Genomic DNA, 13030 nt, shown 5'->3' on the forward strand with positions numbered 1-13030 from the left:
CAAGCTGCGGCTCGCACACTGACGAAAGTCAATCTGTCCCAGCAAACCACCTCGTGCTTCGCTTCTGAGAGGATGCGGTGATTCCAATCATCCGCATTGAAGGTGCAGCAATGAGCAGAGACCAGGCGCTCACCCAAGCCGCCCAGCAACTGGGCTACGACTTCGACGGCGAGATCAAGGCCGGCGGCAACTATCAGCCGCTGATGCGCGACGGCAATACCGTCTATGTCAGCGGCCAGGTGCCGCGCGTGAAGGACACCGTTGTGGTCACCGGCCGCGTCGGTGCCGACGTCGATCTGGCCCGCGCGCAGCACGCCGCGAAGATCTGCGCGATGCGCGCGCTGGTGCTGCTGCAGCGATCGCTCGGCTCGCTGGACGCGGTGCAGCAGATCCTGCGCCTCAACGTGTTCACGCAATGCGCCGAGAACTTCACCCAGCTCAGCGAAGTGGCCGACGGCGCGTCGGAGCTGCTGGTGCAGGTCCTCGGCCAGGCGGGCACGCATGTGCGGACGTCGGTGGGGGTCTATGCGCTGCCGAAGGGCGCGAGTGTGGAGTTGGACCTCACGGTGTCGGTCCAGGCGCAATGACATTGCCCCCGGGGGCGTGCTGAAAAGCAGAGGTCACACCGGGGGCACACGGTGAAGATCATAGGTGAGCTCGACTGAGCTCACTGAGAGCCGCAGCTCAGATGGCGGCGTCGTTCGTCTGCTCCTAATGTCCAAACCAGGGACCATGCGCCAGAAAGAACAAGGCCCGCCTCCTAGGGGTGGCGGGCCCGGTGCCTACGAACTGTGGGTTGAGTCTTTAGAACGGAATATCGTCATCCATGTCGTCGAAGCCGGTCGCGGCCTTCGGCGCGGGAGCCGGGGCGCGAGGGGCTGCGGCGCGAGGCGCCGGCGCGCGCGGAGCGTCGAAGTCGCCGCTGTCGCGACCGCTGCCGCCGCCTTGGCCACCACTACCGCCGCTGCGCTCGGACGAACGCTCGCGGCTGTAGCCGCCACCGCCGCCACCGCCCATCTCGTCGCCGCCGTCACGGCCGCCCAGCAGCTGCATCTGCTCGGCAATGATCTCGGTGGTGTAGTTGTCCTTGCCTTCCTTGTCCTGCCACTTGCGGGTCTTCAGGCGACCTTCGACGTAGACCGGACGGCCCTTCTTCAGGTACTCGCCGGCGATCTCGGCCAGGCGGTCGTAGAACACCACACGGTGCCATTCGGTCTCTTCCTGGCGCTCGCCGCCTTCGCGGCTCTTCCAGTTGCGCGTCGTGGCGATGCTCACGTTGCACACCGCGCTGCCGCTCGGCGTGTAGCGCAGTTCAGGATCACGGCCCAGGTTGCCGAGGATGATGACTTTATTGACCGAGGCCATGGTGGTTGCCTTCGCTTGCGTATGGTTGGGGTGTTCGGAAAGGGAAACGTCGCGCCGCCAATCGCCCAGAAATGGCGCTGAAACGCGGCGCAGGGGTGGGATTATGCCGCCCGCCCCATCCCGGATCGATTGCTCGAAAACGCCGATTTGATGCCTCGTCCAAGTCGGCGGACGACTCGAATCAGGGGCTGCAGCTCAGTTCATCCGCCGCCGCGACTGCTTGTGGGCATACATCGCCGCATCGGCTTGCTGCATGAGCTCGTCCAGCACCAGCGGCTCTTCTCCCGACATCGCCGTATCGCCGACGCTGAAGGCCAACTCGTAGCCACGCTGCGCCCGCAGGTTGAGCGCGCCGACCTGCGTCCTCACCCGCTCCAGCGCCGGCGCCATCTGCTCGGTCGCCGTGCCGCTGAGCAGCGCCACGAACTCGTCCCCGCCGGTGCGCGCCACCACGTCCGACGAGCGCAGGCAGAAACGCAGGATGTCGGCGAAGGACTTCAACGCCCAGTCGCCCTCCGCATGGCCGTAACGGTCGTTGACGTGCTTGAAGTGGTCCAGGTCGAAGTACAGCAACGTCGCGGGCCACTGCTTGCGCCGGCACAAGGCCAGGACATGCCCCGCCTGCGACTCGAAGCCGCGCCGGTTCGCCAGCCCCGTGAGTTCATCGACCATCGCCATGTACATCGCCGCGAACTGCTGTTCGACCATGTAGGCCAGGTCACGCAGCGTCGCCTGGTCGTCGGCGTCGAAGCCGCGCGGCGCGCGGTCGATCAGGCACAGCGTGCCCAGCCGGTGTCCGCTGGGCGCACGCACCGGGCAGCCGGCGTAGAACCGGATCCTCGGGCCGCCGGTCACCAGCGGGTTGTCCGCGAAGCGCGGATCCGCGTGCGTGTCGGGGATCAGCAGGATGTCGTCCGACATGATGGCGTGGCCGCAGAAGCTGATGTCGCGCGGCGTCTCCGACACGTCCAGGCCCTGCGCCGACTTGAACCACTGCCGGTCCGCGTCCACCAGGCTCACCAGCGCGATCGGCACCTGGAACAGCCGTCTGGCCATCCGCGTCAGGCGGTCGAAGCGTTCCTCGGGATCCGTGTCCAGCACCTGCAGCACGCGCAGCGTGGACAGGCGGGCGTTCTCGTCTTCGGGCAACGGCGCAGCAATCATGTCGACGTGTCTGCCTGTGCTTTGAGAGTTCGGTGTCGCTCTACGCAGTCCCGGCGCCGGACCCCGGCCCGGTCCGGACCGGGTCGACGGCGGCCCCGTCGATGTACGGGACAATCGGGAGCTCCATGAGTGCTTCCAACCATCATCCCGTCCCGCTCGCCATCCTGCAAGAGGTGTTCGGTTACAGCGCCTTTCGCGGCCAGCAGGCCTCGATCGTCGACCATGTGACCGCCGGCGGCGACGCGCTGGTCCTCATGCCCACGGGCGGCGGCAAGTCGCTCTGCTACCAGATCCCCGCCATCGCCCGCCAGCGCGCCGGCCACGGCGTCACCGTGGTCGTCAGTCCGCTGATCGCCCTGATGCACGACCAGGTCGGCGCCCTCGAGGAAGCCGGCGTCGCGGCGGCCTTCCTCAACTCCACGCAGACCCTCGAGGAAACCCAGCGCATCGAGCGCGAGATGCTCGCCGGCCGCATCACGCTGCTGTACGCCGCACCGGAACGCGTCAACACCGCCCGCTTCATCGCGCAGATGCAGTCGCTCCACGAGCGCGGCAAGCTCAGCCTCTTCGCCATCGACGAGGCCCATTGCGTCAGCCAGTGGGGCCACGACTTCCGCAGCGAATACCTCTCGCTCAGCCTGCTCCACGAGCGCTTCCCCGACATCCCGCGCATCGCGCTCACGGCCACCGCCGACGACATCACCCGCGCCGACATCATCGAGCGGCTGCAGCTCGAAGAGGCCGAGGTCTTCGTCGCGTCCTTCGACCGGCCCAACATCCGCTACCTGATCGTCGAGAAGGACAGCCCGCGCGAACAGCTGCTGCGCTTCATCCAGGACGAGCACGAGGACGCCGCCGGCGTCGTCTACTGCCAGAGCCGCAAGAAGGTCGACGAGACCGCCGACTGGCTGAAGTCCAAGGGCATCAACGCGCTGCCGTACCACGCGGGCATGGAGCAGGACCAGCGCCGCCGCCACCAGGACCGCTTCCTGCGCGAGGACGGCATCGTGATGGTCGCGACCATCGCCTTCGGCATGGGCATCGACAAGCCCGACGTGCGTTTCGTCGCCCACCTGGACCTGCCCAAGAACATCGAGGGCTACTACCAGGAGACCGGCCGTGCCGGTCGCGACGGCGCGCCGGCCCAGGCGTGGATGGCTTACGGGCTGGCCGACGTCGTCCAGCAGCGGCGCATGATCGACGAGAGCCCGTCCACCGACGAGTTCAAGCAGGTGCAGCGCGGCAAGCTCGACGCGCTGCTCGCGCTGGCCGAGGCCATCGACTGCCGGCGCGTGCGGCTGCTCAGCTACTTCGGCGAAGAGAGCCAGCCCTGCGGAAACTGCGACAACTGCGTCCACCCGCCCGCGACCTGGGATGCGACCGAGGCGGCGCGGATGGCGCTGTCGTGCATCTACCGCTTCCACCAGGTGACGGGCTTCAGCTTCGGCTCCGGCCATCTGATCGACGTGCTGCGCGGCAAGGAGACCGACAAGGTCAAGCAGTACCGGCATCAGGAACTGAGCACCTGGGCCGTCGGTGCGTCGCTCAGCGAGCAGCAGTGGCGCGCGGTGATCCGCCAGCTGATCGCGCTGGGCTACGCGGTGACGGAAGGCGAATACAACACGCTGTCGCTAGGCGGCGAGGCGAAGGCCGTGCTGCGCGGCGAGGTGCAGATGCTGCTGCGCCAGCCGACCACACCGACCAAGCGGAGCAAGTCCGGCCGCACCACCGGCGCGACGTCCAAGCGCTCGGAGGCGGAGACGGATCTGGATGCAGCGGCGCAGGTGCGCTTCGACGCGCTCAAGGCCTGGCGCGCCGAAGTCGCGCGCGAGCACGGCCTGCCGGCCTACGTGATCTTCCAGAACGTCACGCTCGCGGAACTGGCCCGCCAACAGCCGCAGTCGCTGGAGGAGATGTCCGGCATCAGCGGCATCGGCGCGAAGAAGCTCGAGGCCTACGGCGACGCGCTGCTGCGCGTGCTGAGCGAAGACTGACCCTGCGGCCCCAAAAAGAAAACGCCCGGCGATGCCAGGCGTTTTCGTTGGCGAGCGCGACAGCCGATCAGCCCATCCGCCGATCAGCCGCGGTCGCCGCCTTGACAGCGCAACCGCAGGAGCTCAGCAGAGCTGGGTCGTGCAGCCGACCTGCGCGGCCGACGCCAGGCGCTGGCCGTCGGCCGACGTGTCGCGGCGGCCGGTGATGTAGACGGTCGGCAGCTGGGTGCGCTTGGCGGTGATGACCACCGGATCCAGCGTGATGACGGCGGCGCGTTGCTCGCGCTGGTCCTGCACGTGCAGCAGGCTGAACGCGATCGCCAGCGTGGCGCCGATGCCGAAGGCGAAGGCCTTGAAGCTGGCCGCGCCGGTCATGCCGATGCGCGGGCTGCGGGTGGAACGGGTCTTGGAAGTGGTGGTGCTCATGTCGATCTCCTGGAAGGGGTTGCGTGTGTCAGTGAAGTCAGTGTCGTCATTGCGGCCCCGCTTCGCGAGCCGCAAGCGACGAATGCGCGCGGCAGCGGAGTGAACTGCGCGGAATCGCGACGAATGGATGAGCCGGCAGTGCCGATCGCTCGGATCGCCCATTCCATCGGTGTTCTGAGCGATCGTGTCCGTTGTGTCCGCGGACATGGAACGGACACATCGGACATGCGAAGCGGACAAAAAAAAGAAGCCCGCTGGTCAGGCGGGCTTCGAAATGCCGGGGGGAAGCGTGGCGTCTATCGGGGGGCAAGTCGCGCGGTCATCCGCGCGGCTTGCTGGCCTGGTCGGCCCGATCAGCCTGAGGTCCCGGCACGGTCTGCTCGGCCCAGTGCAGGGGCAGGGGGTTGGACGGACGCGCGGCCTCGTTCGCGTCCGCCAGCCACAAGGCGATGACGGCGGCGCTGGCCACGGCGGCCAGGGCGGTGAGGAAGGTCTTTGCGGCGTCGTTCATGGGGGTCCCCTGCGGTGTCTTTCCTGTCCTGGAAGGTCAACGAGGATGGACTGTGCGCCGCGGGAAATGACAAGACCATCCGGACGCGACGAATTGCCGCAATCGCGCGCCGAAATGCCGGCCAGCCGGCTGAACGGAAGTTAGGGGGGTGGTTTCAGACCTGCGCGACCCGCGCTGCCCCAGCTTGGGGCGGCCAGGCGGCCAGCCGGTCCTCCAGCGCCGCAGCGGGCTGCGGCCGGCAATAGAAGTAGCCCTGCTGCTGCCAGCAGCCCAGCGCCAGCAGCGCGTCGCGCTGCTCCCCGGTCTCGACGCCCTCGGCCACGACGTCGATGCCCAGCGCCTCCGCCATGCCCATCATGGCCCGCACCAGCGCGCGGTCGTCGGCGCTGGTGGGCAGGTCCCGGACGAAGGCCCGGTCGATCTTCAGGCGCGCCGGGCGCAGCAGCTTCAGATAGGCGAGCGAGGAATACCCCGTCCCGAAATCGTCCACCGACAGGCTGAGCCCCAGGTCCGTCAGGCGCGACAGGGTCTGCAGGACCGTCTCCGTGTCCGTCAGCAGCGAACTCTCGGTCAGCTCGATCGCCAGTTCGCCGGGGGCGACGGCGTGGCGGCGCATCGACTCGGCGATGCGCTCGGCCAGACGGGGCTCGCGGAACTGCAGCGCCGACAAGTTGATCGAGATCGGCCCCGGGTGTCGTCCCGCCGCCTTCCAGCGCGCCAGCTGCGCGCAGGCCTGCTCGATCGTGCTCCAGCCCAGCGCCAGGATCTGTCCCGTCTCCTCCGCCAGCTCGATGAACTGGCCCGGCATCACCAGGCCGCGCTGCGGGTGCTGCCAGCGCATCAGCGCCTCCAGCCCCGACCACTGACCGGTACGCGCGTCGACGACGGCCTGGTAATGGAGCAGCAGTTCGTCGCGCTCCAGCGCCAGCTTCAGCTCGCGTTCGAGCTCCATGCGCTCCACCGCGGCCGCGTCCATGTCCTGCTGGAAGAAGCTGTAGCGCGAGCGGCCCATCTGCTTGGCGCGGTACATGGCCAGATCCGCATGCCGGACCAGCGTGTCGAAGTCGTCCCCGTCGCGCGGGAACAGCGCGATGCCGACGCTCGCCGACACGCTCGCCACGCCGCCTTCCAGCTGCAGCGGCGCATTCAGCGCCTCGATCAGGCGCTGCGCGGCGACGCCGACGTGCTCGCTGGAGTCGCGCATGAGCAGCAGGAACTCGTCGCCGCTGACGCGGCAGGCCAGGTCCGATTCCCGCACCGCCTGGCGCAGGCGTTCGCTCGCCTGCAGCAGCATGCGGTCGCCGGCCGCATGGCCGAGGGAATCGTTGATCGCCTTGAAGCGGTCCAGGTCGACGAACAGCAGCGCCAGATGGGTCTGGTCCCGACGCGCCACGGCCGCCTCGTGCAGGAAGACCTCGCGGAAGAGCGTGCGGTTCGGCAGACCCGTCAGGTGGTCGTACATCGCCAGCTGATGCAGCTGCGCGTTCTTGCTTTCCATGTCGGCCAGCAGACCGGCGATCTGCTGGCCCATCTGGTCCAGGTGCACGCCGAGCTGGCCCAGTTCGTCCTTGCGGTTCCAGCGCAGGCGCGGCACCGGCTGACGTTCGGCGATCGCGCTCGCCAGCCGCTTCAGGCGGTCGATGGGGCGCACCAGGCGCACGTAGAACACCAGCAGCACGATGGCGACACCCGCCGCGACCTGGAACGCCACGATCAGCGCGGTCTGCCGGCGGCCTTCTTCCAGCATGCGCTCCTGCGCCGCGTCGTCGAACTGCACCCTCAGGCTGCCCAGCACCTGCGCGTCGCGCTGGATGGTCGCGGCCAGCGTGACCGTCGGCCAGCCGGGGCTGCACTTGGTGCGGATGATGTCGCGGGTGTCGGCGCGCTCCTCGCTCAACTCGACCGCGCAGACGTTCACGTCCGACAGCAGTTGATCCAGCGCGCGTTGCACGGCGGGGCTGTCCACCGTCCACAGCGGCTCGGCCAGGCCGTTCGCGGCGAGCGTCAGCACGGCCGCGCGCTGGCCTTCCAGCACCGGCTCCAGGCTGCGCCGGATGAAGGCGTCGCTGAAGGCGACCAGCGCCAGCGCCGGCACGGCGATTCCGATCACCACCGCGAGCAGGATCACACTGCGTAGCGACAGCGACGGCGCTTTGAGCTTCATCGAGGGGGGTGGGCAGAGGGGGAAGGCTGATTCTGCACGTCCGAAAACTGGAAGCCCCCCCGCAAAGACGGGGTCGCCGAGAAGGATTTAGGCATTCCTCCCGCTGCCACGCGGTGTCAGCAGGGCCGGACGCGGAACCGGCCCTGGCCCTATCATGGCGAGTTCGACTCCAGTTGTGTCCCGGCCCCATGTCCACGAAAGTCCCGCCCGTCGCTTCCGTTGCTCTAGCCCCCTCCGAGCCCGGCGCCACGCCGCTGGCGGGCGCTGAGCCGAAGGCGTCTGCCGGCCCGCTGGCGGACTCCGGCCGGTACCTGGGCCAGGCCATGCGGCCCGTCGGCGAGACGCCGATGATCCGCGTGCGCGGCGCGCGCACCCACAACCTCAAGAACATCGACGTCGACCTGCCGCGCAACCAGCTGGTCGTCATCACCGGGCTGTCGGGGTCGGGCAAGTCCTCGCTCGCTTTCGACACGCTCTACGCCGAAGGCCAGCGCCGCTACGTCGAGAGCCTCTCGGCCTACGCGCGCCAGTTCCTGCAGCTGATGGACAAGCCCGATGTCGACGTCATCGAGGGCCTGTCGCCCGCGATCTCGATCGAGCAGAAGGCCACCAGCCACAACCCCCGTTCGACCGTCGGCACCGTCACCGAGATCCACGACTACCTGCGCCTGCTCTACGCGCGCGCCGGCACGCCCTTCTGCCCCGACCACCACCTGCCGCTGGAAGCGTCCAGCGTCGGCCAGATGGTCGACGCCGTGCTGGCCATGCCCGACGAGTCGCGCCTGATGGTGCTGGCCCCGGTCGTGCGCGACCGCAAGGGCGAGTTCGTCGAGCTCTTCCAGGACCTGCAGGCGCAGGGCTACGTGCGCTTCCGCGTCGACGGGCAGACCGTCGAGGTCACCGAGCTGCCGGCGCTGAAGAAGGCCGAGAAGCACGACATCGACGTCGTCGTCGACCGCATCAAGCTGCGCCACGACAGCGCCGACACGCTGCGCCAGCGTCTGGCCGAAAGCTTCGAAGCCGCGCTGCGCCTGGCCGACGGCCGCGCGCTGGTGCTGGACATGGACAGCGGCACCGAAGCGATCTACTCCAGCAAGTTCGCATGTCCGATCTGCAGCTACTCGCTGCCCGAACTTGAGCCGCGGCTGTTCTCCTTCAACTCGCCGGTCGGCGCCTGCCCGTCCTGCGAAGGCCTCGGCCAGGTCACCGTCTTCGATCCGGATCGCGTCGTCGCGTTCCCGACCTTGAGCCTGGCCAGCGGCGCGGTGAAGGGCTGGGACCGGCGCAACGCCTACACCTTCTCCATGCTGGAGACGGTGGCCAAGCACTACGGCTTCGACATCGAGCTGCCCTTCGAGGAGCTCCCCGAACAAGCGCGCCAGGTCTTGCTGCACGGCTCCGGCGAGGACGAGATCACCTTCGTCTACGAAGCCGAAGGCGCGAACGGGAAGAAGCGCAGCGTCAAGCGCGCCCATCCGTTCGAAGGCATCCTGCCCAACCTGACGCGGCGTTATCGCGAGACGGACTCCGCCGCGGTGCGCGAGGAACTCGCGCGCTACCAGAGTGCCAAGCCCTGTCCGCAATGCGAGGGCTCGCGGCTGCGTCGCGAGGCCCGCAACGTCCTGCTGCAGCCGGCCGAGGCGGCCGAGGGCGAACGCGGCAAGCCGATCTATGAGGTCGAGCACGCGACGCTGCGCGAGGCGCTGCATTACTTCGAGGGGTTGAAGCTCAAGGGCGCGAAGGCCGAGATCGCGGACAAGGTGATCCGCGAGATCGCGTCGCGGCTGCACTTCCTCAACGACGTCGGCCTCAACTACCTGAGCCTGGACCGCAGCGCCGACACGCTGTCCGGCGGCGAGGCGCAGCGGATCCGGCTCGCGTCGCAGATCGGCTCGGGCCTGACCGGCGTGATGTACGTGCTGGACGAGCCCAGCATCGGCCTACACCAGCGCGACAACGACCGCCTCATCGCCACGCTGCGGCGGCTGCGTGACCTGGGCAATTCGGTGCTCGTCGTCGAGCACGACGAGGATGCCATCCGCGCCGCGGACCACGTGCTGGACCTCGGCCCGGGAGCGGGCGTCCACGGCGGCCGGATCATGGCGCAGGGCACGCCCGAGGAAGTCGCGGCGAACCACGAATCGTCGACCGGGCGCTACCTGAGCGGCCTGGAACGCATCGAGGTGCCGAAGAAGCGCCATGCGCTCGCCGACAGCCCCGATCCGCGCACGCTGAAGATCGTCAATGCGCGCGGCAACAACCTGAAGGGCGTGACCGCGGAGTTCCCGGTCGGGCTGCTGACCTGCGTGACGGGCGTGTCCGGTTCGGGCAAGAGCACGCTGGTCAACGACACGCTGTACGCGGCCGTCTCGCGCAAGCTCTACCAGAGCCATGCCGAGCCGGCCGAGCACGACGAGATCGACGGCATGGACGCCTTCGACAAGGTCATCAACGTCGACCAGTCGCCGATCGGCCGCACCCCGCGCTCGAATCCGGCGACCTACACCGGCCTGTTCACGCCCATCCGCGAGCTCTTCGCCGAGATGCCGACCGCGCGCGAGCGCGGCTACGGCGCGGGCCGTTTCAGCTTCAACGTCGCCGGCGGCCGCTGCGAGGCCTGCCAGGGCGACGGCGTGCTGAAGGTCGAGATGCACTTCCTGCCGGACGTCTACGTCCCCTGCGACACCTGCTTCGGCAAGCGCTACAACCGCGAGACGCTGGAGGTGCTCTACAAGGGGAAGAACATCTCCGAAGTGCTGGGCCTGACTGTGGAGGATGCGTTGACCTTCTTCAGCGCGGTGCCCACGCTCGCGCGCAAGCTGCAGACGCTGATGGACGTCGGCCTGGGCTACGTGAAGCTGGGGCAGAGCGCCACGACGCTGTCAGGCGGCGAGGCGCAGCGGGTCAAGCTGGCGCTGGAGCTGTCCAAGCGCGACACCGGTCGCACGCTCTACATCCTGGACGAGCCGACGACCGGACTGCACTTCGCGGACATCGCGCTGCTGCTGAAGGTCGTGCATCAGCTGCGCGACGCCGGCAACACCATCGTGATCATTGAGCACAACCTGGACGTCATCAAGACGGCCGACTGGCTGATCGACATGGGCCCCGAGGGTGGATCCGGCGGTGGGCGCCTGCTCGTCGCCGGCACGCCCGAGGACGTCGCCGCCTGCGAAGCGAGCCACACCGGCCGCTATCTGAAGCCGCTGCTCGCGCGCGGCTGAGGGCGAGTCAGGTCGCGCGGCGCTTGGCCACGAAGGCCAGTGCGCCCAGTCCCAGCGCGAACAGCAGCCACGTTTGAGGTTCCGGCACGCTGGGAACGACCGGCAGGGTGCCACCGTTGCCGCCGCTGTTCTGCGGAATCTGGGGCAAGGTGATCACGCCGGGACCGCCACCGGCTGAGGGGACTCCGCCGCCCACGGCACCGCCGCTGCCGGCACCCGGCGTGGGCGTCGGTGCGACGAGGCTGGTATCGGAGGTCGCCGTCGGCGGCACGCCGGCCGTACGCGCGAAACTGCCTGGGTCACCGGCACCGCCGTCCGGCGCACCGGCTGCCGGCGGTTCGAACATCAGCGGTTCTTCTTCGTTCTTCGCCGTCTGCGCGCCGCCTGCGGCGGGGGGTTTCAGTTTCCCGCGCGAGATCCGGCTCACGTTGCGGCAGACCGTCGGCACCAGGATGCACTGGCCGTCCTCGCAATAGACGAGTCCGCGTTCCAGCGTCTGCTCCGTCCACTTCCCGCGCGTGACGGTCTGGCAGACCGAGCCCGCGCCGAAATGCATGTCGCGGATCTCGCTGCCGTAGTCGTAGCGGCCGACGATGCTGTCGCGGTGGATGTCGACGATCTCGTCGTACTGGCGGGCCGTCATGCGGGCCTTCAGCTTGGCGCGCGTCGCCGCCGGAATGTCCTTGTACCGGTCCACGGCCGCGACCAGGTCGCCCATGAAGGGATTCACCCCCGGACGATCCCAGGAGCAGTTCGGCAGCGTCACGGTAGACGCGGCCAACGCGAATGCGGCCACCAACGACATGACAAGTCTCTTTATTCGGCGGCCGCCTCCGTGAGAACACCTCGTCGGGGTCAGGCCTTGCCGGCAGTCTGTCCTGTATCCATCCGTGGGCTTGAATCACCGGATGTGACAGGACCTGGAGGGCAGTGTAGGGAGCGAACCCCCGCCGCTTCTGGGCGGACCCCTCAGGCGGGGGTGTGGTCCGGCGTGGTTTTTGTCACATCGGTCTCACAGTTCGCACACCCGGGGTAGAAGCGCCGCCCGCATGGACAACGCTGCCGTGGTCGGGATTCGCTGTTATCGTTTCAATTCACCCGCCTGCCATCGCCATGTCGTCCCCCTCCGCCGCCGCCCGTCACGTCCTCTACGTCGAGGACGATCGCATCAACATCGTGCTGATGGAGGAGGTGTTCCGTCTGATGCCCGGCTGGACGCTGGACATCGCCGAGACCGGCGCGCAGGCGATGGAGGCGCTCTCGCGCGTCACGCCGTCGCTGGTGCTGATGGACATGAACCTGCCCGACATGAACGGGCTGCAGCTGATGGCGCTGGTGCGCGCCGAGCCGCGCTTCGCGACGCTGCGCTGCATCGCGCTCTCGGCCGACGTGATGGACGATCAACGCCAGCGCGCGCGTGCCGCCGGCTTCCTGGACTACTGGCTCAAGCCCATCGACGTGCGCCAGCTGCGCGCGGCGCTCGAGCGGCTCTGAGACGGCGCTCACCGCGGCCCATCCCGGCTGAGGATGCTTGTCGGCGCTCCCGCGCGGACGCAAAAAAGCCCGCGCGAGGCGGGCCTTGTCCGGAATGCGGAAGAGCCTTTCGGCCCCGGCCGCTCAATCCTTCAGGTGGCTGTTGATCAGACGGGTCATCTCGAACATGTCGGCCTTGGCCTTGCCGAAGATTTCCTTCAGCTTGGCGTCGGCGTTGATGACGCGCTTCTGCGCAGCGTCCTGCAGGTTGTGCTTCTTGATGTATTCCCAGACCTTCTTCACCACGTCGGTCCGCGGCAGCGGCTTGTCGCCGACGATCGCGGCCAGCGCGGGGCTGGGGGTCAGGGCCTTCATGAAGGCGGCGTTGGGGGTGCGCTTCTTCGCGGGCGCGGCAGCCTTCTTCGCAGGAGCTGCCGCCTTCGTCGCGGGCGCGGCCTTCTTCGCCGGTGCCGCCTTCTTCGCGGCGGGAGCAGCGGCCTTCTTCGCCGCCGGAGCCGCCTTCTTGGCCGGTGCCGCCTTCTTGGCGGGCGCAGCCTTCTTCGCAGTTGCCATTTCGATTCTCTCCATCAAGGGTTGTTGATGTGCCGGGCCCTGGTGAAGGTCTGACGCCTTCGGTACTCGATGGCACCCTGCGCGGGCAATGGTACTGCGCACCTCTGTCATTGAGAAGGCTTTACCGGGGGGGAAA

General features: G+C 68.3%; 11 protein-coding genes. 4 read left to right on the forward strand and 7 right to left on the reverse strand.

The window, feature by feature from the left end; genetic code table 11:
• Nucleotides 1-110 precede the first annotated feature (110 nt).
• Nucleotides 111-587: a RidA family protein gene (locus ACQZ13_RS28235; protein WP_431049135.1), complete on the forward strand. Its 477-nt coding sequence runs from the start codon at nucleotides 111-113 to the stop codon at nucleotides 585-587.
• Between the two features lie 217 nt (nucleotides 588-804).
• Here ACQZ13_RS28235 and ACQZ13_RS28240 read toward each other — a convergent pair whose 3' ends face one another.
• Together ACQZ13_RS28240 and ACQZ13_RS28245 are read right to left on the reverse strand one after the other, a co-directional pair.
• Nucleotides 805-1365, reverse strand: coding sequence for a single-stranded DNA-binding protein (locus ACQZ13_RS28240; RefSeq protein ID WP_431049136.1), 561 nt, complete (start codon nucleotides 1363-1365; stop codon nucleotides 805-807).
• A 195-nt stretch (nucleotides 1366-1560) separates the two neighbouring features.
• Complete coding sequence (locus tag ACQZ13_RS28245; protein WP_431049137.1) at nucleotides 1561-2529, reverse strand: diguanylate cyclase; 969 nt, start codon at nucleotides 2527-2529, stop codon at nucleotides 1561-1563.
• A 125-nt stretch (nucleotides 2530-2654) separates the two neighbouring features.
• Here ACQZ13_RS28245 and recQ point away from each other — a divergent pair, with 125 nt between their 5' ends.
• Complete coding sequence (recQ, locus tag ACQZ13_RS28250) at nucleotides 2655-4523, forward strand: DNA helicase RecQ (protein WP_431049138.1); 1869 nt, start codon at nucleotides 2655-2657, stop codon at nucleotides 4521-4523.
• A gap of 123 nt (nucleotides 4524-4646) precedes the next feature.
• On the opposite strand, the gene ACQZ13_RS28255 is transcribed toward recQ, so the two are convergent.
• The 3 genes from ACQZ13_RS28255 to ACQZ13_RS28265 all read right to left on the reverse strand — a co-directional run bounded on the left by ACQZ13_RS28255 (nucleotide 4647) and on the right by ACQZ13_RS28265 (nucleotide 7624).
• Nucleotides 4647-4949 carry a hypothetical protein gene (locus tag ACQZ13_RS28255; RefSeq protein WP_431049139.1) on the reverse strand — a complete coding sequence of 101 codons (303 nt, stop codon included), beginning with the start codon at nucleotides 4947-4949 and terminating at the stop codon, nucleotides 4647-4649.
• A 319-nt stretch (nucleotides 4950-5268) separates the two neighbouring features.
• Nucleotides 5269-5460, reverse strand: a complete 192-nt coding sequence (locus tag ACQZ13_RS28260; protein WP_431049140.1) for a hypothetical protein — start codon at nucleotides 5458-5460, stop codon at nucleotides 5269-5271.
• Between the two features lie 154 nt (nucleotides 5461-5614).
• Nucleotides 5615-7624, reverse strand: coding sequence for a putative bifunctional diguanylate cyclase/phosphodiesterase (locus tag ACQZ13_RS28265; RefSeq protein WP_431049141.1), 2010 nt, complete (start codon nucleotides 7622-7624; stop codon nucleotides 5615-5617).
• 323 nt (nucleotides 7625-7947) lie between these two features.
• Here ACQZ13_RS28265 and uvrA point away from each other — a divergent pair, with 323 nt between their 5' ends.
• Nucleotides 7948-10848: an excinuclease ABC subunit UvrA gene (gene uvrA / locus ACQZ13_RS28270; protein WP_088408707.1), complete on the forward strand. Its 2901-nt coding sequence runs from the start codon at nucleotides 7948-7950 to the stop codon at nucleotides 10846-10848.
• 7 nt (nucleotides 10849-10855) lie between these two features.
• Here the strand turns inward: uvrA and ACQZ13_RS28275 are convergent, their stop codons facing one another.
• Nucleotides 10856-11653 carry an MHFG family PEP-CTERM protein gene (locus tag ACQZ13_RS28275; protein ID WP_431049142.1) on the reverse strand — a complete coding sequence of 266 codons (798 nt, stop codon included), beginning with the start codon at nucleotides 11651-11653 and terminating at the stop codon, nucleotides 10856-10858.
• 308 nt (nucleotides 11654-11961) lie between these two features.
• Here ACQZ13_RS28275 and ACQZ13_RS28280 point away from each other — a divergent pair, with 308 nt between their 5' ends.
• Nucleotides 11962-12342, forward strand: coding sequence for a response regulator (locus tag ACQZ13_RS28280; protein WP_431049143.1), 381 nt, complete (start codon nucleotides 11962-11964; stop codon nucleotides 12340-12342).
• A gap of 123 nt (nucleotides 12343-12465) precedes the next feature.
• Here the strand turns inward: ACQZ13_RS28280 and ACQZ13_RS28285 are convergent, their stop codons facing one another.
• Complete coding sequence (locus ACQZ13_RS28285) at nucleotides 12466-12894, reverse strand: SWIB/MDM2 domain-containing protein (RefSeq protein WP_088408634.1); 429 nt, start codon at nucleotides 12892-12894, stop codon at nucleotides 12466-12468.
• Nucleotides 12895-13030: the final 136 nt, after the last annotated feature.

The organism is Roseateles sp. L2-2, from assembly GCF_050613215.1.
Taxonomy (GTDB): domain Bacteria; phylum Pseudomonadota; class Gammaproteobacteria; order Burkholderiales; family Burkholderiaceae_C; genus Roseateles; species Roseateles noduli.